Origin of the sequence: Streptomyces sp. NPDC046712, from assembly GCF_040645695.1 — a bacterium.
Classification (GTDB): domain Bacteria; phylum Actinomycetota; class Actinomycetes; order Streptomycetales; family Streptomycetaceae; genus Streptomyces.
Genome location: NZ_JBEYYW010000016.1, coordinates 90,160 through 110,133 on the forward strand (window position 1 = coordinate 90,160; position 19,974 = coordinate 110,133).

At 72.2% G+C, this 19,974-nt stretch carries 21 protein-coding genes and 1 pseudogene; 11 read left to right on the forward strand and 11 right to left on the reverse strand.

Going from position 1 to position 19,974, the window contains the following annotated elements; translation table 11 throughout:
* Positions 1 to 133 precede the first annotated feature (133 nt).
* Positions 134 to 1,018, reverse strand: a complete 885-nt coding sequence (locus tag ABZ939_RS21475; protein ID WP_361857348.1) for a LysR family transcriptional regulator — start codon at positions 1,016 to 1,018, stop codon at positions 134 to 136.
* A 130-nt stretch (positions 1,019 to 1,148) separates the two neighbouring features.
* Here ABZ939_RS21475 and ABZ939_RS21480 point away from each other — a divergent pair, with 130 nt between their 5' ends.
* Both ABZ939_RS21480 and ABZ939_RS21485 read left to right on the forward strand, forming a co-directional pair.
* Entirely contained in the window at positions 1,149 to 2,099 is a 951-nt protein-coding gene (locus tag ABZ939_RS21480; RefSeq protein WP_361857592.1) for an EamA family transporter, read from the forward strand.
* A 1-nt stretch (position 2,100) separates the two neighbouring features.
* A pseudogene (locus tag ABZ939_RS21485) lies at positions 2,101 to 2,274 on the forward strand (NADH-flavin reductase); the annotation flags it as partial.
* 30 nt (positions 2,275 to 2,304) lie between these two features.
* Here the strand turns inward: ABZ939_RS21485 and ABZ939_RS21490 are convergent.
* The gene (locus ABZ939_RS21490) at positions 2,305 to 3,699 is read right to left on the reverse strand and encodes an MFS transporter (protein WP_361857351.1); all 1,395 of its coding nucleotides are present in this window, start codon (positions 3,697 to 3,699) and stop codon (positions 2,305 to 2,307) included.
* Positions 3,700 to 3,816: 117 nt separating this feature from the next.
* Between ABZ939_RS21490 and ABZ939_RS21495 the strand changes: the two genes are divergently transcribed.
* Positions 3,817 to 4,299 carry a MarR family transcriptional regulator gene (locus ABZ939_RS21495; RefSeq protein WP_361857353.1) on the forward strand — a complete coding sequence of 161 codons (483 nt, stop codon included), beginning with the start codon at positions 3,817 to 3,819 and terminating at the stop codon, positions 4,297 to 4,299.
* 37 nt (positions 4,300 to 4,336) lie between these two features.
* Here ABZ939_RS21495 and ABZ939_RS21500 read toward each other — a convergent pair whose 3' ends face one another.
* Positions 4,337 to 5,215: an SDR family oxidoreductase gene (locus ABZ939_RS21500; RefSeq protein ID WP_361857356.1), complete on the reverse strand. Its 879-nt coding sequence runs from the start codon at positions 5,213 to 5,215 to the stop codon at positions 4,337 to 4,339.
* 1 nt (position 5,216) lies between these two features.
* Positions 5,217 to 5,981 (reverse strand): SDR family oxidoreductase, encoded by a 765-nt coding sequence (locus ABZ939_RS21505; protein WP_361857359.1) that lies wholly within the window; start codon positions 5,979 to 5,981, stop codon positions 5,217 to 5,219.
* A 68-nt stretch (positions 5,982 to 6,049) separates the two neighbouring features.
* Between ABZ939_RS21505 and ABZ939_RS21510 the strand changes: the two genes are divergently transcribed.
* The 5 genes from ABZ939_RS21510 to ABZ939_RS21530 are packed head-to-tail and all read left to right on the forward strand — an operon-like array spanning position 6,050 to position 10,383.
* Entirely contained in the window at positions 6,050 to 6,820 is a 771-nt protein-coding gene (locus tag ABZ939_RS21510) for an enoyl-CoA hydratase family protein (protein ID WP_361857362.1), read from the forward strand.
* Positions 6,817 to 7,659 carry a CoA-transferase gene (locus ABZ939_RS21515; protein WP_361857365.1) on the forward strand — a complete coding sequence of 281 codons (843 nt, stop codon included), beginning with the start codon at positions 6,817 to 6,819 and terminating at the stop codon, positions 7,657 to 7,659. The genes ABZ939_RS21510 and ABZ939_RS21515 overlap by 4 nt, the downstream gene beginning before the upstream one ends.
* The gene (locus ABZ939_RS21520) at positions 7,659 to 8,402 is read left to right on the forward strand and encodes a CoA-transferase (protein ID WP_361857368.1); all 744 of its coding nucleotides are present in this window, start codon (positions 7,659 to 7,661) and stop codon (positions 8,400 to 8,402) included. Before ABZ939_RS21515 ends, ABZ939_RS21520 begins: the two co-directional genes overlap by 1 nt.
* Positions 8,402 to 9,451: a nitronate monooxygenase gene (locus tag ABZ939_RS21525; RefSeq protein ID WP_361857371.1), complete on the forward strand. Its 1,050-nt coding sequence runs from the start codon at positions 8,402 to 8,404 to the stop codon at positions 9,449 to 9,451. Before ABZ939_RS21520 ends, ABZ939_RS21525 begins: the two co-directional genes overlap by 1 nt.
* Positions 9,452 to 9,480: 29 nt before the next feature.
* Entirely contained in the window at positions 9,481 to 10,383 is a 903-nt protein-coding gene (locus tag ABZ939_RS21530; RefSeq protein ID WP_361857374.1) for a tyrosine-protein phosphatase, read from the forward strand.
* Here the strand turns inward: ABZ939_RS21530 and ABZ939_RS21535 are convergent.
* The 6 genes from ABZ939_RS21535 to ABZ939_RS21560 all read right to left on the reverse strand — a co-directional run bounded on the left by ABZ939_RS21535 (position 10,380) and on the right by ABZ939_RS21560 (position 16,268).
* On the reverse strand, positions 10,380 to 12,032 hold the full coding sequence (locus ABZ939_RS21535) for a DEAD/DEAH box helicase (RefSeq protein WP_361857377.1): 1,653 nt from the start codon (positions 12,030 to 12,032) through the stop codon (positions 10,380 to 10,382). The two genes, ABZ939_RS21530 and ABZ939_RS21535, sit on opposite strands and share 4 nt — an antisense overlap.
* A gap of 124 nt (positions 12,033 to 12,156) precedes the next feature.
* A complete protein-coding gene (locus tag ABZ939_RS21540) occupies positions 12,157 to 12,360 on the reverse strand; it encodes a cold-shock protein (protein ID WP_290114082.1) in 204 nt (67 codons plus the stop codon).
* 165 nt (positions 12,361 to 12,525) lie between these two features.
* On the reverse strand, positions 12,526 to 13,683 hold the full coding sequence (locus tag ABZ939_RS21545; RefSeq protein WP_361857380.1) for an acetyl-CoA C-acetyltransferase: 1,158 nt from the start codon (positions 13,681 to 13,683) through the stop codon (positions 12,526 to 12,528).
* A gap of 18 nt (positions 13,684 to 13,701) precedes the next feature.
* Positions 13,702 to 14,322 carry a TetR/AcrR family transcriptional regulator gene (locus ABZ939_RS21550; RefSeq protein WP_361857383.1) on the reverse strand — a complete coding sequence of 207 codons (621 nt, stop codon included), beginning with the start codon at positions 14,320 to 14,322 and terminating at the stop codon, positions 13,702 to 13,704.
* A 15-nt stretch (positions 14,323 to 14,337) separates the two neighbouring features.
* Entirely contained in the window at positions 14,338 to 15,123 is a 786-nt protein-coding gene (locus tag ABZ939_RS21555) for an SDR family oxidoreductase (RefSeq protein ID WP_361857386.1), read from the reverse strand.
* Positions 15,120 to 16,268, reverse strand: a complete 1,149-nt coding sequence (locus tag ABZ939_RS21560; protein ID WP_361857389.1) for an acyl-CoA dehydrogenase family protein — start codon at positions 16,266 to 16,268, stop codon at positions 15,120 to 15,122. The genes ABZ939_RS21555 and ABZ939_RS21560 overlap by 4 nt, the downstream gene beginning before the upstream one ends.
* 48 nt (positions 16,269 to 16,316) lie before the next feature.
* Between ABZ939_RS21560 and ABZ939_RS21565 the strand changes: the two genes are divergently transcribed.
* Genes ABZ939_RS21565 through ABZ939_RS21575 form a run of 3 tightly spaced genes read left to right on the forward strand, consistent with a single transcriptional unit; the run spans position 16,317 to position 19,434 of the window.
* The gene (locus ABZ939_RS21565; protein WP_361857392.1) at positions 16,317 to 17,147 is read left to right on the forward strand and encodes an enoyl-CoA hydratase; all 831 of its coding nucleotides are present in this window, start codon (positions 16,317 to 16,319) and stop codon (positions 17,145 to 17,147) included.
* Entirely contained in the window at positions 17,147 to 18,280 is a 1,134-nt protein-coding gene (locus tag ABZ939_RS21570) for an acyl-CoA dehydrogenase family protein (RefSeq protein ID WP_361857395.1), read from the forward strand. The genes ABZ939_RS21565 and ABZ939_RS21570 overlap by 1 nt, the downstream gene beginning before the upstream one ends.
* The gene (locus ABZ939_RS21575) at positions 18,280 to 19,434 is read left to right on the forward strand and encodes an acyl-CoA dehydrogenase family protein (RefSeq protein WP_361857397.1); all 1,155 of its coding nucleotides are present in this window, start codon (positions 18,280 to 18,282) and stop codon (positions 19,432 to 19,434) included. Before ABZ939_RS21570 ends, ABZ939_RS21575 begins: the two co-directional genes overlap by 1 nt.
* Here ABZ939_RS21575 and ABZ939_RS21580 read toward each other — a convergent pair.
* Complete coding sequence (locus ABZ939_RS21580; protein WP_361857400.1) at positions 19,429 to 19,941, reverse strand: pyridoxamine 5'-phosphate oxidase family protein; 513 nt, start codon at positions 19,939 to 19,941, stop codon at positions 19,429 to 19,431. The two genes, ABZ939_RS21575 and ABZ939_RS21580, sit on opposite strands and share 6 nt — an antisense overlap.
* Positions 19,942 to 19,974 lie beyond the last annotated feature (33 nt).

A 19,974-nucleotide genomic window follows, 5' to 3' on the forward strand; every position in this document is an offset into this window, starting at 1 on the left:
TTCTCCTTCTGGCGGGAGCTCTCGGCGCGCCGGAGCGCTGGGGGTGTGAGCATGCGGGGAGGCTAGGCGGGGCGGCGGCGTTTGCCGGAGCCCCGTTTCCCACTCTGCGGGAACCTGCCGCGGCGGCGCCCTGTCAGGGCGCCGGGTCCCCCGCGATGTCCAGTTCCGCGAGGAAGGCCGTCGCCGCGGGGGTGCGGGTGGATCGGCTCCAGATGATGTGCTCGCTACGGGTGGGGGCGTCCGTCACCGGGACCGTGACCACTCCCGTGAGGTGCCGGGTGTAGCGGGACGGCAGCAGGGCGATGCCGAGGTTCTGCTGGATGAGCCGCGTCATGAACCCGGCGTCGGTCACCTCGAAGGCCACCTCGCGCCGGACGCCCGCCGCGGCGAACGCCTGGTCGGACTGGACGCGTCCCGCCGTTCCCGCCGGCTTGTCCACGAACGCCTCGGAGGACAGCCGGGCGAGGTCGACCGCGGCCTCCCCGGCGAGCGGATGGCCGGGGGCGACCACGGCGACCAGCCGGTCCTGGGCCAGCAGCCGGCCGCCGACCCCGTCGGGCCGGGCCGTCACCGGCAGGCCGAGAAAGGCGATCTCCAGCACTCCTTCCTTGACCAGGTCGACGAGTTCCTCGCTGGCGCCGACGCGCAGGCCGATGCGGACATGGGGATACCGCTGGTGAAAGGCGTGCAGGGCCGCCGGGACGTCGACCGCCGCGACGGTGGGGATCACACCGACGGTGAGCCGCCCGCGGATCTCGCCGACGGCCGAGGCGACCTCGGCAGCGGCCCGCTCGGCGGCGTCGACGCACTGCCGGGCCGCCGGGAGGAACGCCTCACCGGCCGGAGTCAACCGCACCCGGCGGCTGGTGCGTTCGAAGAGTCGGGCGCCCAATTCACGCTCCAGGCGGGCGATCTGGTGGCTGAGGGCGGACTGGACCACGAGACACCGCTCGGCGGCGCGGGTGAAGCTGTTCGTCTCGGCGACGGCGACGACGTACCGCATCTGCTGAAGCTCCATCCATCCATCGTGAATCACGATCGATCGCGTGACGAACATGTGTTGGACTCATCGATCACGTGCGCCGAGGCTTGATCGCGTGAAGAACCTGGTGACGTCACCGAGCCCGGCCGGTCTTGCCGGCACCGCCATGACGGCGTCCGCGCCCGTCGTGTGGGGGACCACGTTCGTGGTCACCACCGAACTCCTGCCCGCGGGGCACCCGTTGTTCGCGGGGCTCCTGCGCGCATTGCCCGCGGGCCTGATCGCGCTGGCGATCACCCGCGCGCTGCCCCGCGGGGCGTGGTGGCCGAAGGCGGCCGCGTTGGGCGTGCTCAACATCGGTGTGCTGTTCCCGCTGTTGTTCGTCGCCGCCGAACGGCTGCCCGGCGGCGTGGCCGCCACGCTGAGTGCGACGCAGCCGCTGATCGTGGCGATCCTGGCCGTGGCGGTGCTTCGGCAGCGCCCGTCGGTGTGGAGCTTCGCGTGGGGGATCACGGGGGTCGTGGGCGTCGGTCTCGTGGTCATCGGCCCTGACGCCGGATTCGACACAGTCGGGATCCTGGCGGGTCTCGGCGGCGCCGGTTCGATGGCTCTCGGCGTGACGCTCACGAAACACTGGGGTCGCCCGCAGGGTGTCGGCCCGACAGCGTTCGCGGGCTGGCAACTGGCTGCGGGCGGCCTGTTCCTGGCGCCGGTGACGTTCCTGTTCGAGGGCGCGCCGCCGGCGATCGACGCGAGCGCCGCGCTCGGCTACCTCTGGCTCGGCCTGATCGGCGGCCTGGTCTCCTACGTCCTGTGGGTCCGCGGCGTCACCACACTGCCGGTCACCTCGGTCGCCGTTCTCGTCCTGCTGTCGCCGATCATGGCCGCCCTGCTGGGCGCGGTGCTGCTCGGCCAGTCCCTCGGCCCGGTCCAGCTGGTCGGCTTCGCGCTCGCACTCGCCGCGATCGCGGCGGGCCAGATCACCCCGAAGAAGAAGTCCACCGAAGACCCGACGCCCACCAAGGGCCTGACATCCACCGAGGACCCGACGTCCACCAAGGACTCGACGTCCACCCAGGCTCCGAAGTCCTCCGAGGAAAGGATCACCCGAATCTGAGCCCGCGGCCCTTCTGGAGCCCGGCGTCCGGACCGGCCGATACCGGCGCGCCGCCACCACGCTCGTGGTGGCGGCGGACGGCTCGTCCCGGATCTCGGCGGAGGACCTCGCGATGGCCGTCGTCGACGAGCTGGAGAACCCGGGCGAGGAACGCCACTTCGCCGTCGGCTACTGACTCCGCGTCCCCCCGCCCGGAGGTGCGGCGTCAGGACGCCGCCGCGGCGCCGGACGGGAGGCGCAGGCTCAGGAGCGCCGCCGCCCCATAGGCCGCGATCACCCACGGCATCGCCGCCCCGACCGACAGGTCCGCGAAGTACGCCGTGCCGATGGCCGCCGCCCCCAGCGCCCCGCCGAACTGCTGCGCCGTCGAGAAGACGCCGGACGCCCCGCCCGCCATCTCCCCCGGCACGGACGACAGGACGATGGTGACCAGCGGTACGACCAGGAAGCCCAGGCCCGCGCCGGCGACGACGAGACCGGGGACCAGCGGCCAGGCGCCGGTGTGGACAGGGGCCGCGGCGGTCATCGCGTACCAGACCCAGCCGTAGCCCCCGGCCATGAGGACCGCCCCGGCCACCGGCACGAACCGGCCGAACCGGGCCGCCAGCGGGTCCGCGGCAGGGGCGGTGAGGAAGCCACCGGCGGAGAAGGCGACCATCAGGACGCCGGCCTCCAGGGGCGCGTACCCCTGTTCGCCCTGCAGCCAGATCGCGAAGACCAGGAAGAAGCCCTGCATCCCGAGGGCGAAGAGCAGCTGCACCGCGAGCCCGTACGAGAACGCGGGGACGCGGAACGCCCGCCCCGGCAGCACGGAACCGCGCGCCGCGAGACCCGTCACCGCCAGCACGCCGCCGCCGAGCAGCAGCCAGCCCCACAGCGGCCAGCCGTGCTCGTGTCCCTGGACCAGCGGCAGCACGATCGCGACGAGGCCGGCCGCGAGCACGAGGCTGCCGAGCACCGGCGGGCGGGCGGCCGAACGCTCCCGGGTGGAGGGTACGAGGACGACCGCCGCGGCCAGGGTCGCCACGGCGACCGGCACGTTCACGAGGAAGATGCTCCGCCACCCCAGACCGAAGAGGTCGGCGTCGGTCAGCACTCCGCCCAGGAGGAGTCCGACCGCCGAGGCGAAGCCGGCCACCGCCCCGTACATCCCGAAGACCTTGCCGCGCTCCTTGCCCTGGAAGAGGGCGTGGAAGGAGCCGAGGACCTGCGGCATCAGGACGGCCGCCGTCACGCCCTGCACGGCACGCGCGGCGATCAACTGGCCCGGTGTCTGGGCGATTCCGCAGGCGAGGCTCGCGAGCCCGAAGCCCGCAGTGCCGACGAGGAAGAGCGCCTTGCGGCCGTAGCGGTCGCCGAGCCGCCCGGCGACGATCAGAGTGGCCGCGAACCCCAGCAGGTACGCGGAGACCGTCCATTGCAGCGCGCTCTCGGAGGCGCCGAGCCCGTGTCCGATGGAGGGCAGGGCGACATTGACGATGGTGACGTCGATCAGGTCCATCAGGGCGGCGACCATCATGACGACGGCGGCGGCCCAGCGGCGCGGGTGGACGGTGACGGAGTCACCGCTGGTCGTGGTGGTGACGGCGGTCGCGGACATCGCGGCCCCTTCCGAGGATTTATTTCGTTCGGGCGAACGAAATAAAATCTGACACAGGGTCGCCCGTGATCGCAAGTCTTTCGTTCGGCCGAACGAAAGACTTGTTAGAATGCGACCATGAGCGAGCAGAACCAGCGGGCCGAGGTCGTCGCCGCCCTGACCGCCGCCGGCCGCGACTCCAGCGCCGCCTCCGTCGCCTTCCACACGGCGGTCGCGGCGCAGCAGGATCTCGGCCCCACCGAGACCAAGACCCTGGACCTCCTCCAGCGGCACGGCGCGCTCACCGCCAAGGAGCTGGCCGAGCACTCCGGTCTCGCACCGGCCTCCGTGACCGGCCTCGTCGACCGCCTGGAGCGCAAGGGCTTCGTACGCAGGGTGAAGCACCCGACGGACAAGCGCCGGGTGCTGATCGAGCCCCGGCCCGAGAAACTGGCCGAGCTCGCCCCGCTCTTCGACGACTGGGCACGTGAAGTGCACGAACTCTACGAGGAGTTCACCACCGAGGAGCTCGTCACCATCACGCGCTTCCTGACCGGCGCGACCGCCCGCCAGCGCGCCGCGACGAGACGCCTCACCGATGAGGGCCCGGTCCGACCCTGATCCGCCGGAGGCCCTGGCGCCTCCCCGACCGCCGTCCTCAGGACGCGCCGTACACCGGCCGCGGCAGCTCCGCGTCCGCCAGGAGCTTCAGCGCCGCCTCGCCCGCCTCCGCCGGGCTCCAGCGCGCCCCTTTGTCGGCCGTCGGGCCGGGCCGCCACCCCTCCATGACGGTGATCCGGCCGCCCTCCGCCTCGAAGACCCGGCCGGTCACGCCCGCCGAGGCCGCCGAGCCCAGCCAGACCACCAGCGGCGAGACGTCCTCCGGTACGCCCTCCAGGCCCGCGAAGGCCTGCTCCGTCATCCGGGTCCTGGCCGCCGGGGCGATCGCGTTGACCTGGACCCCGTACCGGCCCATCTCCGCCGCCGCGACCAGCGTGAGGCCGACGATGCCGGCCTTGGCCGCCGCGTAGTTCCCCTGCCCGACGCTGCCCGACAGACCCGCGCCCGACGTGGTGTTGACGACCCGCGCCACCACCTCGCGCCCCGCCTTCGCCTCGGCCCGCCAGTGCGCGGCCGCGTGCCGGAGCGGCAGGAAGTGACCCTTCACATGCACCCGCATGACCGCGTCCCAGTCGTCCTCGCCGAGGTTCACGAGCATCCGGTCGCGCAGGAACCCCGCGTTGTTGACGAGGGTGTCGAGCCGTCCGAAGGAGTCCAGGGCCGCGGCGACCAGCGAGGCCGCGCCCTCCTCCGTGGCGATGTCGCCGCCGTGCGCGACGGCCTCACCGCCCGCCGCGCGGATCTCCTCCACCACCTGCCCGGCGGGCGAACCGGTCCCTGCCGAGCCGTCGAGCCCCACCCCCAGGTCGTTGACGACGACCCTCGCCCCTTCCGCCGCGAAGGCCAGCGCATGGGCGCGTCCCAGCCCCCGCCCGGCGCCCGTCACGATCACGACCCGGCCGTCACAGATTCCCATCTCAGCTCTCCTTGTTGACAGTTGCGGCATCCAGAAACGCGGGGCGCTCGCCGCCCCCGTGCACCAGCAGCGACGCCCCCGAGACGTACGCGGCCCGGTCGGAGGACAAGAACACCGCCGCCTCCCCCACATCGGCGGGCTCCGCGAGCCGGCCGAGCGGCACCGTCGCCCCGACGGCGGCGATGCCGTCCTCGTCGCCGTAGTGGAGGTGGGACAGCTCGGTGCGGACCATGCCGAGGACGAGGGTGTTGACCCGCACCTCGGGGGACCACTCCACGGCCATGGACCGGGCCAGGTTCTCCAGGCCCGCCTTCGCGGCGCCGTACGCGGCCGTGCCCGGCGAGGGCCGGGTCCCGCTGACGCTGCCGATCATGAGGACCGACCCCCGGGAGGCCCGCAGCAGTTCGTACGCGGCGAGGGAGACGGTCAGCGGGGCGGTCAGGTTCAACTCCACGACCCGCGCGTGCCGTTCGGCGTCCCCCTCGCCGAGGAGCCGGTACGGCGTTCCGCCGGCGTTGTTGACCAGCACGTCCAGTCGTCCGTACCGCTCGCGGACGTCCGCGAAGAAGGCACAGACCTCCGCGGGTTTCCGCAGGTCGAGCGGGATGAACGCGGCCTCCCGGCCCCCGTCCGTCACGGCATCGTCCGGTGGTCTGCGCGCGCAGACGATCACCCGCGCCCCGGCCCTGAGGAACGCCCGGGCGATGCCCGCGCCGACCCCTCGCGTGCCGCCGGTGACGACGACAACCCTCCCGTCCAGCTCCATCGGCTGCTACCTTTCCTCACCAAGCAGTCACCTAACAAATGTTTGGTGGAAAGGTAGCTGATCCGCTCATGGGTGTCTCCACCTCAAGCCCGGACAAGGGCATCGCGCTTGTCACCGTCGACTTCCCACCCGTCAACGCCCTGCCCGTGCGGGGCTGGTACGACCTGGCCGACGCCGTCCGCGCGGCCGGCCGGGACCCCGAGGTCCGCTGCGTGGTGCTGACCGCCTCCGGCCGGGGCTTCAACGCGGGCGTCGACATCAAGGAGATGCAGCGCGAGCACGACACCGGGCGGCACACCGCGCTCATCGGCGCCAACCACGGCTGTGCGGAGGCGTTCTCGGCGGTCTACGAGTGCGAGGTCCCGGTCGTCGCGGCCGTCGGCGGCTTCTGCCTCGGCGGCGGGATCGGACTCGTCGGCAACGCCGACGCGATCGTCGCCTCCGAGGACGCCACGTTCGGCCTGCCCGAGCTGGACCGGGGCGCGCTCGGCGCCGCCACCCATCTCGCCCGGCTCGTCCCGCAGCATCTGATGCGGGCGCTGTACTACACCTCCCGCACGGCCACCGCCGCCGAGCTGCACGCCCACGGCTCGGTCTGGAAGGTCGTGCCGCGCGAGGAACTCCTGGACGCGGCACTGGAGCTGGCCGGCGAGATCGCCCGGAAGGACGGGTATCTGATCCGCCTCGCCAAGGCCGCCATCAACGGCATCGACCCCGTGGACGTGCGCCGCAGCTACCGCTTCGAGCAGGGCTTCACCTTCGAGGCCAACCTCAGCGGGGTCGCCGACCGTGTCCGCGACACCTTCGGCAAGGACGAGGCCAGGGAGGCCGGCTCGTGACCGACAAGACGATGACACCCGACGAGGTGGTGGGCCGTCTGCGCAGCGGCATGACCATCGGCATCGGCGGCTGGGGCTCGCGCCGCAAGCCGATGGCCCTGGTCAGAGCGCTGCTCCGGTCCGAGATCACCGATCTCACGGTGATCTCCTACGGTGGCCCGGACGTGGGCCTGCTCGCCGCCGCCGGCCGGATCCGCAGGCTGGTGGCCGCCTTCACCACCCTCGACTCCATCCCTCTCGAACCGCACTTCCGCGCCGCCCGTGAGCGCGGCGCCTTCGCCCTCACGGAACTCGACGAGGCCATGTTCATGTGGGGCCTGCACGCCGCCGCCAACCGGCTGCCCTTCCTGCCCGTGCGGGCCGGTCTCGGCTCGGACGTGATGACGGTCAACCCCGAGCTGCGGACGGTCACCTCGCCGTACGCGGACAGGGAGACGTTCGTCGCCGTACCCGCCCTGCGCATGGACGCCGCCCTGGTCCACCTCAACCGGGCCGACCGGCACGGCAACGGCCAGTACCTGGGTCCCGACCCGTACTTCGACGACCTCTTCTGCGAGGCCGCCGACACCGCGTACGTCTCGTGCGAGAAGCTCGTCGACGACTTCCACGGTGCCGCGCCGCAGTCCCTGCTCGTCGGCCGGCACAGCGTCACCGGGGTCGTCGAGACCCCGAACGGCGCGCACTTCACCTCCTGCGCCCCCGACCACGGCCGCGACGAACCCTTCCAGAAGCTGTACGCGACCACCCCCTGGCCCGAGTTCGCCGAGAGGTTCCTCTCCGGCAAGAGCGAGGACGACTACCAGCAGGCCGTACGCACCTGGCACGAGGAGCAGCAGTGATGAGTCGAGCCCCCCTCCTCCCGCCCACCCGCCCTGAATACTGCGTCGTCGCCTGCGCCGAGGCCTGGCGCGACAACGGCGAGATCCTCGCCGCCGCCATGGCCCCGGTCTCCTCCTTCGGGGCCCGGCTCGCCAAGCGTTCCTTCTCCCCCGACCTGCTGCTGACCGACGGCGAGGCGATGCTCGTCGGACTCGACGGGGAGGTCGAGGGCTGGCTGCCGTACCGCCGCCATCTCACGATGGTCACCGGCGGCAAGCGCCACGTCATGATGGGCGCAAGCCAGATCGACCGGCACGGCAACCAGAACATCTCCTGCATCGGCGACTGGTCCCGGCCCGCCCGCCAGCTCCTCGGCGTCCGTGGCGCCCCGGTCAACACCCTGAACAATCCGGTCAGTTACTGGATTCCGAAACACTCGCCCCGGGTCTTCGTCGAGCGCGTGGACATGGTCAGCGGCGTCGGCTACGACCGCGCGGCCGCCGCCGGGGCCGACCGCTTCCACCGGATCCCCCGGGTCGTCTCCGACCTGGGTGTCTTCGACTTCGAGACGCCCGACCGCTCGATGCGCCTTGCCTCGCTCCACCCGGGCGTCACCGTGGACCAGGTCAGGCAGGCCACCGGCTTCGAGCTGGTGATCGGCGACGACGTCCCGTACACCCGCGAGCCGACCGCCGAGGAGCTGCGGCTGATCCGCGAGGTGATCGACCCCGACGGGCTGCGGGACCGGGAGGTCCGGGCCTGATGAAGACGGCGCTCACCGAACTCACCGGCGTCCGGTACCCGATCGTCCAGACCGGTATGGGCTGGGTGTCCGGACCGCGGCTGGTCTCGGCCTCGGCCGACGCCGGCGCTCTGGGCATCCTCGCCTCGGCGACGATGACCGTGGACGAGCTGCGGGCGGCGGTCCGTGAGGTGAAGTCCCGTACCGACCGGCCCTTCGGGGTCAATCTGCGGGCCGACGCCGGCGACGCCCGCGAACGGGTGCGGATCATCATCGACGAGGGCGTACGGGTCGCCTCCTTCGCCCTCGCCCCGTCCCGGGAGCTGATCGCCGAGCTGAAGGACGCGGGCGTTGTCGTCATCCCCTCGATCGGGGCCCGTCGGCATGCCGAGAAGGTCGCCGCCTGGGGCGCGGACGCGGTGATCGTGCAGGGCGGCGAGGGCGGCGGGCACACCGGGGAGGTGGCCACGACCGTCCTGCTGCCGCAGGTGGTCGACGCGGTCGACATCCCGGTGGTCGCGGCCGGCGGCTTCCACGACGGCCGCGGCCTGGTCGCCGCGCTCTCCTACGGCGCGGCAGGCATCGCCATGGGCACCCGCTTCCTGCTCACCTCCGACTCGACCGTCCCCGACGCCGTCAAGGCGAGGTATCTGGCGGCGACGGTCAAGGACGTGACGGTGACGACCGCCGTCGACGGACTGCCGCACCGGATGCTCCGTACGGAGATGGTCGCGGCTCTCGAACGGGCCGGCCGTGTACGGGCGTTGGCGCAAGCCGTCCGCCGCGCGGCCGGCTTCCGAAGGATCTCGGGACTGTCGTGGTCGCGGATGGTCCGCGACGGTCTCGCGATGAAACACGGCAAGGACCTGTCGTGGAGCCAGGTCCTGCTCGCCGCGAACACCCCCATGCTCCTCAAGGCGTCCATGGTCGAGGGCCGCACCGACCTCGGTGTCATGGCGTCCGGGCAGGTCGCAGGGCTGATCGAGGATCTCCCGAGCTGCGAGGAACTCGTCCTGCGGGTCATGTCCGAGGCCGCACACGCACTGCGCACCCTGCCATCACCAGGGTGAACCCTCATCCCCCGCAAGGGAGTTCAGTCATGCCTCTGTCGAGACGCGCACTGCTGAGCACCGCGACGGCCGCCGTCCTCACGGCGGCCGTCGCCCCCACGGCTCTCGCCCGGCCGCGCACCGCCACGGCCACGGCCACGGCTATACGTCATATCCCGCTCCAGGGCGCGGTCAACGTCCGTGACCTGGGCGGATACCTCACGTACACGGGCGACCGGGTCCGGCACGGCCTGGTGTACAGGGCCGACGCCCTGAGCAAGCTCACCGACGCCGATCTCACAACCCTCGCCGGGCTGCGCCTGGGCCGGGCCGTCGACTTCCGGATCCCGCTGGAGGTCCAGTACGACGGCGCGGACCGGCTCCCCGCCGGAGTCGCACCAGTGTCCCGGCCGATCACCGACAACGGCCTGTTCGGGCAGCTGCTGGCGGCGATCGGCTCCCGCGATCCGGTCCGCCAGGAACAGATGCTCGGCGGCGGCCGGGCCGCCGCCTTCATGCGCGAGGTGTACCGCACCTTCGTCACGAGCGCCGCGAACCGCGCCCAGTTCGGCACCACGCTCCGCGAACTGGCCGGCCTCGGCTCCACGCCCTCGCTGTACCACTGCACCTCGGGCAAGGACCGTACGGGCTGGACGAGTTACCTGCTGCTCACGGCCCTGGGGGTACCGGAGGCCACGGCCGTCGGGGACTACCTGGCCTCCAACACCTTCCGGGCCGCGTACGACGCGAAGGTCCGGGAGGGTCTGAAGCAGGGCGGGCTGATGCAGAACCCGGATCTGATCATCCCGCTTCAGGAGGTGCGGACCGAGTATCTGAACACCGCGCTCGACGAGGTGAGGGCCGGGTACGGCAGCCTCTTCCGCTACCTCACCGAGGGCCTGGGCCTGGAGCTGCGCACCTTGGCGCAGCTCCAGGACCGGCTGGTCGACTAGCTCTGGGCCGCGCCGCCCGTGCGGCGGCCACGCCCGCCGGCGCTGCGGGTGCGGGTGGACGAACCACCCGTACCCGTCCGCGTACCGGCACTCGTTCCCGTACCCGTGCGCGTACCGGCACTCGTACCCGTACCCGTACGCGTACCGGTGCCCGTGCCCGTACGGCCGTTGGCCTGGGAGGAGCGCGAACGGCCACCGCCGCCGCCACCGCCCCGGCGCGAGCGCTGGCCTCCGCCGCGGGCGGCGGCGGGCTGCGTCGGCTGCGGGACCTCGATGACGACCGGTATGCCGGAGGGCTCCCGGGCGCCGGTGAGCCGCGTCAGCTCCTCGTCGCTGGACTTGATCTGTGCCGTCCGGGGGTTGATGCCGGCGTTCGACATCAGCCGGCTCATGTCCCGCTTCTCCTCGGGCAGCACGAGCGTGACGACGCTGCCGGACTCGCCGGCCCGGGCGGTGCGGCCGCCGCGGTGCAGATAGTCCTTGTGGTCGATCGGCGGGTCGACGTTCACGACCAGGTCGAGGTCGTCGACGTGGATGCCGCGGGCCGCCACGTTGGTCGCCACGAGCGCGGTGACCTGGCCGTTCTTGAACTGGTCCAGGGTCCGGTTGCGCTGCGGCTGCGAGCGGCCGCCGTGCAGCCCGGAGGCCCGGACACCGCTCGCGAGGAGCCGCTTGACCAGCCGGTCCACGGCGCGCTTGGTGTCGAGGAAGAGGATCGTGCGGCCGTCGCGGGCCGCGATCTTCATCGTGACGGCCTTCTTGTCGGTCTCGTCGGCGATGTAGAGCAGGTGGTGCTCCATCGTCGTGACGGCACCGGCGGAGGGGTCGACGGAGTGCACGACCGGGTCGGTGAGGAACATCTTCACCAGCCGGTCGATGTTCTGGTCGAGCGTCGCCGAGAACAGCATCCGCTGTCCGTCCGGCTCGACCTGCTTGAGCAGCGCCGTGACCTGGGGCATGAAGCCCATGTCGGCCATCTGGTCGGCCTCGTCCAGGACCGTGATCGCGACCTGGTCGAGCCGGCAGTCGCCGCGCTCGATGAGGTCCTTGAGACGTCCGGGCGTGGCGACGAGCACCTCGGCGCCACGGCGCAGCGAGTTCGCCTGCTTGGTGATCGACAGGCCGCCGACGACGGTGGCGAGCCGCAGCTGCACGGAGGTGGCGTACGGCGCGAGGGCGTCGGTCACCTGCTGGGCGAGCTCACGGGTGGGTACGAGGACCAGGGCGAGCGGCGCCTTGGGCTCGGCACGGCGGCCCGCGGTGCGGGCGAGCAGGGCGAGGCCGAAGGCGAGGGTCTTGCCGGAGCCGGTACGGCCGCGGCCGAGGATGTCCCGGCCGGCGAGCGAGTTCGGCAGGGTGGCGCCCTGGATCGGGAACGGCTCGGTGACGCCCTGTGCGGCGAGCGTCTTGACCAGGGCCGCGGGCATGTCGAGGGCGTCGAAGGACTCGACCGACGGGAGCGCGGGCGTCAGCGTCTCGGGCAGGGTGAACTCACGCGGCGGCGGCGGCGTGGCCGGTCCACGGCCGCGGCCGGCCCCCTTGGCCTTGCCCTTCGGGGCGGCGGCGCCACGGCGGGCGCCGGCGTTGCCCGAGCCGCGCGCGGGGCGGCCCGAGGCATTTCCGGACGGGGTTCCGGAAGTGGATTCCACGGCCCGACGGGGCCGCTTTTCGGAGCGTGTCATACGGAAATGCCTTCCTGGGCCTGAGCACAGCGCGAGCCGGGACCCGCACCTGCGCGGTGCGGGTCCCGGCTGCGAGAATCGCGTACGGCGATCAGGCGGGGAGGATGTTCTCCGCCTGCGGGCCCTTCTGGCCCTGCGTGACGTCGAAGGTGACCTTCTGGCCTTCCTGCAGCTCACGGAAGCCGGAGGTCGCGATGTTGGAGTAGTGGGCGAAGACGTCGGCGCCGCCGCCGTCCTGCTCGATGAAGCCGAAGCCCTTTTCGGCGTTGAACCACTTCACAGTTCCGGTGGCCATAATTTTCTCCTGAATAGGTAAGGGTCCCATCCCGGAGAGTCCGGAAAACAAAACTGCGCCTGAGGAACATTCCCGTCAGGCGCACATAAAGTTCATGGGTACCAACTAGCAACACCTGAAGACTAGCACGCTGTCCCGCCCGGACGGGCGGGACAGCGACGAGTGTCACAACCGCTCGATGATCGTCACGTTCGCCTGACCGCCGCCCTCGCACATCGTCTGGAGGCCGAACCGGCCGCCGGTGCGCTCCAGTTCGTGGAGCAGGGTGGTCATCAGCTTCACGCCGGTGGCGCCCAGCGGGTGGCCGAGGGCGATCGCGCCGCCGTTGACGTTCACCCGGGCGGGGTCCGCGCCCGTCTCCTTCAGCCAGGCGAGGACGACGGGGGCGAAGGCCTCGTTGATCTCGACGAGGTCCATGTCGTCGATGGTCATGCCGGTCTTCTTCAGGGCGTACGCGGTCGCCGGTATGGGGGCGGAGAGCATCCGGATGGGGTCCTCGCCGCGGACGGAGAGGTGGTGGATGCGGGCGCGCGGGGTGAGTCCGTGCTCCCGTACGGCCCGCTCGCTAGCGAGGAGCATCGCCGCGGCGCCGTCGGAGACCTGGGAGGAACAGGCAGCGGTGATGGTGCCGCCCTCGACGACCGGCTTCAGGCCGGCCATCTTCTCCAGGGTGGTGTCCCGGCGCGGGCCCTCGTCGACGGTCACGTCCCCGTAGGGCACGGTCTCCCGCCCGAAGCGGCCCTCGTCGATCGCCCGCAGCGCGCGCTCGTGCGAGCGGAGGGCGAATTCTTCCTGGTCACGGCGGGTGATGCCCCATTTCTCCGCGATCAGCTCGGCACCGTGGAACTGGTTCACGGGCGCGTCTCCGTACCGGGCCCGCCAGCCCTCGGAGCCGGCGTAGGGGCCTTCGGTCAGGCCGAGGGGTTCGGCGGCCTGCCGGGAGGCGAAGGCGATGGGGATCATCGACATGTTCTGGGTGCCGCCCGCGACGACGAGGTCCTGGGTGCCGGACAGGACGCCCTGGGCGGCGAAGTGCACGGCCTGCTGGGAGGAGCCGCACTGGCGGTCGATCGTGACGCCGGGGACCTCCTCGGGGAGGCCGGCCGCCAGCCAGGCCGTACGGGCGATGTCGCCGGCCTGCGGGCCCACGGTGTCGAGGCAGCCGAAGACCACGTCCTCGACGGCGGCCGGGTCGACGCCCGATCGCGAGACGAGGGCCTTGAGGACATGGGCGCCGAGGTCGGCCGGGTGGACGGAGGCCAGTCCTCCCTTGCGGCGGCCCACCGGGGTGCGGACCGCTTCGACGATGTAGGCCTCGGCCATGACTGCTCCTTCACAGGGTTAAGGACGTACGGCGATACCGTCCAGGACCATCGAGAGGTACTGGCGGGCGATCTCCTCCGGGCTGTGCTGTCCGCCCGGGCGGTACCAGGACGCGGCGACCCAGACGGTGTCGCGCACGAACCGGTAGGTGAGCCGGATGTCGAGGTCGGCGCGGAAGACCCGGGCCTCGACGCCCCGCTCCAGCGTGCCGAGCCACGCCTTCTCGAACTTCACCTGCGAGTCGGAGAGGTAGTGGAAGCGGGGCTGGTCGCTGAGGTGCCGGGACTCCTTCTGGTAGATGGCGACGGCGGCGCGGTGCCGGTCGATCTCCCGGAAGGACTCGGTGACGAGGGCCTCGATGGTCTCCCTGGGCCCGAGGTCGGCGGCGAGGACGGCGTCGTAGCCCTCCCACAGCTCGGTCAGGAAGGTGGAGAGGATCTCGTCGAGCATCGATTCCTTGGAATCGAAGTGGTAGTAGAGGCTGCCGGCGAGCATGCCGGCGGCGTCGGCGATCTTGCGTACGGTCGTGGCGTTGTACCCCTGGGCGGCGAACACCTCGGCCGCGATGTCCAGGAGTTCTCGGCGCCGCTCGGGCGAGGCGGTCACCGGGGTCTTCTTCTTGCTGGCAGTCTTCGGCACACGTCCATTCTGGTCCTACGCGTGCTGGCTGCTGACCGAGACGGTCTCGCCGGTCATGTAGGAGGAGTAGCCGCTGGCGAGGAAGACGATGACGTTGGCGATCTCCCAGGGCTCGGCGTACCGGCCGAAGGCCTCGCGTTCGGTGAGTTCGGCGAGCAGCTCGGCGGAGGTGACCTTGACCAGGTGCGGGTGCATGGCCAGGGACGGGGAGACGGCGTTGACGCGGACGTCGTAGGCAGCCGCCTCGATAGCGGCGCAGCGGGTGAGCGCCATGACGCCGGCCTTGGCGGCGGCGTAGTGGGCCTGGCCGGCCTGGGCGCGCCAGCCGACGACGGACGCGTTGTTGACGATCACCCCGCCGGCGCCGGCGTCCTTGAAGTGGCGCAGGGCGGCGCGAGTGCAGCGGAAGGTGCCGTTCAGGGTGACGTCGAGGACGCGGGTCCACTGGTCGTCGGTCATGTCGACGAGCTGGGCGGTGCCGCCGAGGCCGGCGTTGTTGACGACGACGTCCAGGCCGCCGTGGAGGCGTACGGCCGTGTCGAAGAGTTGGTGGACCTGTGTCTCGTCGGTGACGTCGCAGGGCAGGGAGTCGATCCGGGCGGCGCCGAACTCGGCGGCGAGGGCGGCCTCGGTCTCCTTGAGGCGGCGCGCGTGGGCGTCGCTGATGAGGATGCGGGCGCCCTCCTCCAGGAAGCGGCGGGCGGTGGCGCCGCCGATGCCGGCTCCGGCGGCGGCGGTGATGACGGCGCCGCGGCCGGCGAGGAGTCCGTGGCCGGGTACGTAGGCGGGCGGTGGGGTCATGGGCGCGGCTCCTTGGGGAGGCCGAGCACCCGCTCGGCGATGATGGTGCGCTGGATCTCGCTGGATCCGGCGTAGATGGTGTCGGCGCGGGAGAAGAGGAACAGCCGCTGCCACTCGTCGAGTTCGTACGGTTCCGCGGCGACGACGGTGGAGGCGGCGCCGCAGATGTCCATGGCCAGTTCGCCGAGGTCGCGGTGCCAGTGGGACCAGTACAGCTTGGCCATGGAGGGTTCCGCGCCGCGCAGGGCGTTCCCCCGCATGGCCTGCAGCCCGGTCCAGGCCCGGACGAGCCGGTCGCGGACGAGGGGGTCGGCGAGGGCTCCGTTGCGCCGGGCGAGGTCGATCAGCCCTTCCAGCTCGCGGCGGAATCCGACCTGTTGACCGAGGGTGGAGACGCCGCGTTCGTAGCCGAGGGTGGCCATCGCGATCCGCCAGCCGTCGCCGGGCTCGCCGACGACGTTCGCGGCGTCCGTGCGGGCGCCGTCGAAGAAGACCTCGTTGAACTCGCTGGTACCGGTGAGCTGCACGATCGGCCGGACCTCGACCCCCGGCTGGTCCATCGGGACGAGGAGGTACGAGAGTCCCGCGTGGCGTTTCGACCCCGGCTCGGTGCGGGCGACGACGAAGCACCACTGGGACTCGTGGGCGAGCGAGGTCCAGATCTTCTGGCCGTCGACGACCCAGGCGTCACCGTCGCGGGTGGCGCGGGTGCGGACGGCGGCGAGGTCGGAGCCGGCGTCGGGCTCGCTGTAGCCCTGGCACCAGAGCTCCTCGACGGCGCGGATCGGGGGCAGGAAGCGGGCCTTCTGCTCCTCGGTGCCGTGGGCGATGAGGGTGGGCCCGAGGAGCTGTTCGCCGATGTGGTTGACGCGTGCGGGGGCGTCGGCGAGGGCGTACTCCTCGTGGAAGGCGATCTGCTCCTCGATGCTCGCGCCGCGGCCGCCGTACTCCTTCGGCCAGCCGACGCAGGTCCAGCCGTGGGCCGCCAAGTGCCGTTCCCAGGCGAGGCGTTCGGCGAACGCCTCGTGTTCCCGGCCCGGTCCGCCGCGACCCTTCAGCTGGGCGAACTCGCCACCGAGGTGGGCCTGTAGCCAGTCCCGTATCTCGGTGCGGAACTCCTCGACGCTGCTCATGGCGCTGCTCATGGCCGTACGCTAACCTACCAAACACTTGTTAGGGAAGGAGCGCGAGAGATGCCCGTGCTGTACGAGCGTCGCGGCCCCGTCGCGTACGTGACGATGAACCGGCCCCGCTACCGCAACGCCCAGAACTCCGCGATGACCTACGCCCTGGACGACGCCTTCTACCGGGCGGCGGCAGACACCGACGTCAAGGTGGTCGTGCTCGCCGGGGCGGGCGACCACTTCTCCGCGGGCCACGACATCGGCACCCCCGAACGCGACGCCCATCTCCCCTTCGAGCGGCGCGCAGGACTGTGGTGGGACCACTCCGACCGGCAGGGCGCCGAATCCCGGTTCGCCCGCGAGTCCGAGCTCTATCTGGGCATGTGCCGGCGTTGGCGCGACCTGCCCAAGCCGGTCGTCGCCTCGGTCCAGGGAGCCTGTGTGGCCGGCGGGTTGATGCTGGCCTGGGTCTGCGACCTGATCGTGGCGAGCGAGGACGCGTTCTTCGCCGACCCGGTGGTACGGATGGGGATCCCGGGCGTCGAGTACTTCGCCCACCCCTGGGTGATGCCGCCGCGCGTCGCCAAGGAGTTCCTCTACACCGGAGACCGGATGACCGCCCGCCGGGCGTACGAGATCGGCATGGTCAACCGGGTCGTCCCGCACGCGGAACTCGGCGGCGAGACCGAGCGGTTGGCGTTGCGGATCGCGGAGATGCCCCGGCTCGGGCTCGCCCTGACCAAGCGGGCGGTGAACCAGGCGGAGGACCTGCAGGGGATGCACGCGGGGATGGACTCCGTCTTCGGCCTGCACCATCTCGCCCACGCGCACAACGCGGAGACCGCCGCGGACGCGCTCGGCGGCATGGACGTGGCGGCGATGAAGGAGGCGGGCGTCTGATGGACCTGTCGTACAGCGCCGAGGAGGACGCCTTCCGGGCGGAGGCGAGGGAGTGGCTGCGCGCCCATGTGCCGGAGGAGCCACTCCCGTCCCTGGAGACGGAGGAGGGCTTCGCCGCCCACCGGGGCTGGGAGGCGGAACTGGCCGCCGACCGCTGGTCGGTGGTGTCCTGGCCGGAGCGGTACGGGGGCCGGGACGCCGACATCTTCCGGTGGCTGATCTTCGAGGAGGAGTACTACGCGGCGGGGGCGCCGGGCCGGGTCTCGCAGAACGGCATCAACCTCCTCGCCCCCACCCTCTTCGACCATGCGACGGAGGAGCAGCGGGCCCGGGTGCTGCCGTCGATGGCGACCGGCGAGGTCGTCTGGGCACAGGCATGGTCCGAGCCCGAGTCCGGCTCGGACCTGGCCTCGCTGACCTCGCGGGCGGTACGGACGGACGGCGGCTGGCTGCTGTCCGGGCAGAAGACCTGGTCCTCGCGGGCGGCCTTCGCGGACCGGGCCTTCGGCATCTTCCGCACCGACCCGGAGGCCGACCGGCCGCACCGGGGCCTGACGTATCTGATGTTCGACCTGCGGGCGCCCGGCGTGACCGTCCGGCCCATCGGACGCCTCGACGGGAAGCCGGCCTTCGCCGAGCTCTTCCTCGACGAGGTCTTCGTGCCCGACGAGGACGTGATCGGCAAGCCCGGCCAGGGCTGGCGGATCGCGATGTCCACGACCGGCAACGAGCGCGGGCTCATGCTCCGTTCCCCCGGCCGTTTCCTGGCCGCCGCGGACCGTCTCGTACGGCTGTGGCGCGCGACCGGCGAGGACCGGGGGCTCCGGGACCGGGTCGCGGACGCGGTGATCGGGGCGCGGGCGTACCAGCTCTTCACGGCGGGGGGTGCCTCGCGCTTCGCGGCTGGGGCGACCATCGGGGCGGAGTCGAGCCTGAACAAGGTCTTCTGGTCGGAGTACGACATCGCGCTGCACGAGACGGCGCTCGATCTGCTGGGCGGGGAGTCGGCGGAGGGCGAGTGGGCGGAGGGGTACGTGTTCTCGCTCGCGGGCCCGATCTACGCGGGCACCAACGAGATCCAGCGCGACATCATCGCCGAGCGGCTGCTCGGCCTGCCGAAGGGGCGGCGCTGATGCGATTCCTGCCGACGGAGGAGCAGCGCGACTTCGCGCGCTCGCTGGACGCGATGCTGACGGCGGCGGAGACGCCGGCGGCGATACGGTCCTGGGCGGCGGGCGACCCGGCACCGGGCCGCGCCCTGTGGTCCCGCCTGGCGGAGGCGGGCGTCTTCGCCCTCGCGATCCCGGAGCGCCACGAGGGCGTGGGCCCGCTCCCGGTCGAAGTGGCGATGTCTTTCGTGGAGTTGGGCCGCCACGGGGTGCCGGGCCCGACGGTGGAGACGGTGGCGGCGGCCGGCCTCCTGACGGAGCTTGCGCGCCTGGGCGAGGCGGGCCCGGCGAAGCGGCTCCTGCCGGGGCTGGCGACGGGCGAAACGGTGGCGACGCTGGCGATGGCTTCGCCTCCCGCCACACCCCTCCGGTTCCGCAGGGCGGAACGGGTGGGCACAACCCACGACGGCGCCGCACCCGCGGGCACCGCGGGCGCGGGGAGCCTGGGCCCGGCAGGGGCGCCGCCCCGTCCCGCCCCAGCGGGACAGTTGCCCACACGGGCTGGGCGGGGCGAGGAGGCCGCGCCGGGCCTCGCGCTGGACGCGGACGTCGCCGACGCCGTCCTCGTCGTACGGGGGGACGAGCTGTGGCTGGCTCCCGGGCACGAGGGGGTACGGGTCTCCGCCGACCCCGCGCGGCGGCTCGCCCGGCCCGCGCCCGGTGGGGAGCTGCTCGCCGCCGGGCCCGCCGTACGGGAGGCCGCCACGCACGCCCAGGGCTGGGCCATGCTCGCGACCGCCGCGCAGGCGCTCGGCGTCGGGCTCACCCTCCTCGACCGGACCGTGGCGTACTCCAAGCAGCGCACACAGTTCGGGACGGCGATCGGCTCCTTCCAGGCGGTGAAGCACCGCCTGGCCGACACCCTCCTCGGCCTGGAGTTCGCCCGGCCGCTCCTCTTCGGCGCCGCCCTCACCCTCGACAGCGCCGATCTCGCCGCCGCGAAGGTCGCGGCCGGCGAGGCCGCCTACGCCGCCGCCCGCACCGCCCTCCAGATCCACGGCGCCGTCGGCTACACCGAGGAGCTCGACCTCTCCCTCTGGCTGCGCAAGGCCCGGCCCCTCCGGGACGCCTGGGGCAGCCCGTCCTGGTGCCGTGCCCAGGTGCTCAGCGGCTCATGACTCGCGCGGCGGGCTGTCGTCCGTACCGCGCCGGATCGTCCGCACCGGCCGCCCCGGCGTCCAGGTGTGGACGGCCAGGTCGTCCCCGTCGACGAAGACACGGACGACTTCAGCCGGCTCCACCCGGAAGACATGGAACGGCAGCGGCATCCCGACCGCCTCCGCGTACCGCTCCAGCGCCTCCGCGTCCGTGATCTCGACCGCCCGTCCGGAGATCCGCACGTCGCCGCCGCCCATGTCCGTCCCCGCCCCCGGATTGGCCAGCAGCGAGAAACGCGGGTCGCGCCGCAGGTCGAGGGCCTTGCGGGAGTTCGGCATCATGCCGAGCCAGAGCTCACCCCAGCGGAAGTCCGCCTCGATCCCGCTGAGCCGGGGCGAGCCGTCCTTCCGCAGGGTGCCGAGGACATGGTGCGTGTGCTGCCCGAAGCGCTCCCGCACGGTCTCGGCGAGCTCGGGCTCGGCGGCCTCGAAGGCCGCCCAGGTGTTTCCGGTTCCGGTGTCTCCCATGGTTTCCAGGAAACACCGGATACCCGACACCTT

Bases quoted from the DNA above. Each gene is read 5' to 3' on its own strand.
- ABZ939_RS21475 (WP_361857348.1), bottom strand. From the start codon at position 1,018: ATGGAGCTTCAGCAGATGCGGTACGTCGTCGCCGTCGCCGAGACGAAC.
- ABZ939_RS21480 (WP_361857592.1), top strand. From the start codon at position 1,149: ATGACGGCGTCCGCGCCCGTCGTGTGGGGGACCACGTTCGTGGTCACC.
- ABZ939_RS21490 (WP_361857351.1), bottom strand. From the start codon at position 3,699: ATGTCCGCGACCGCCGTCACCACCACGACCAGCGGTGACTCCGTCACC.
- ABZ939_RS21495 (WP_361857353.1), top strand. From the start codon at position 3,817: ATGAGCGAGCAGAACCAGCGGGCCGAGGTCGTCGCCGCCCTGACCGCC.
- ABZ939_RS21500 (WP_361857356.1), bottom strand. From the start codon at position 5,215: ATGGGAATCTGTGACGGCCGGGTCGTGATCGTGACGGGCGCCGGGCGG.
- ABZ939_RS21505 (WP_361857359.1), bottom strand. From the start codon at position 5,981: ATGGAGCTGGACGGGAGGGTTGTCGTCGTCACCGGCGGCACGCGAGGG.
- ABZ939_RS21510 (WP_361857362.1), top strand. From the start codon at position 6,050: ATGGGTGTCTCCACCTCAAGCCCGGACAAGGGCATCGCGCTTGTCACC.
- ABZ939_RS21520 (WP_361857368.1), top strand. From the start codon at position 7,659: ATGAGTCGAGCCCCCCTCCTCCCGCCCACCCGCCCTGAATACTGCGTC.
- ABZ939_RS21525 (WP_361857371.1), top strand. From the start codon at position 8,402: ATGAAGACGGCGCTCACCGAACTCACCGGCGTCCGGTACCCGATCGTC.
- ABZ939_RS21530 (WP_361857374.1), top strand. From the start codon at position 9,481: ATGCCTCTGTCGAGACGCGCACTGCTGAGCACCGCGACGGCCGCCGTC.
- ABZ939_RS21540 (WP_290114082.1), bottom strand. From the start codon at position 12,360: ATGGCCACCGGAACTGTGAAGTGGTTCAACGCCGAAAAGGGCTTCGGC.
- ABZ939_RS21545 (WP_361857380.1), bottom strand. From the start codon at position 13,683: ATGGCCGAGGCCTACATCGTCGAAGCGGTCCGCACCCCGGTGGGCCGC.
- ABZ939_RS21555 (WP_361857386.1), bottom strand. From the start codon at position 15,123: ATGACCCCACCGCCCGCCTACGTACCCGGCCACGGACTCCTCGCCGGC.
- ABZ939_RS21560 (WP_361857389.1), bottom strand. From the start codon at position 16,268: ATGAGCAGCGCCATGAGCAGCGTCGAGGAGTTCCGCACCGAGATACGG.
- ABZ939_RS21565 (WP_361857392.1), top strand. From the start codon at position 16,317: ATGCCCGTGCTGTACGAGCGTCGCGGCCCCGTCGCGTACGTGACGATG.
- ABZ939_RS21570 (WP_361857395.1), top strand. From the start codon at position 17,147: ATGGACCTGTCGTACAGCGCCGAGGAGGACGCCTTCCGGGCGGAGGCG.
- ABZ939_RS21575 (WP_361857397.1), top strand. From the start codon at position 18,280: ATGCGATTCCTGCCGACGGAGGAGCAGCGCGACTTCGCGCGCTCGCTG.
- ABZ939_RS21580 (WP_361857400.1), bottom strand. From the start codon at position 19,941: ATGGGAGACACCGGAACCGGAAACACCTGGGCGGCCTTCGAGGCCGCC.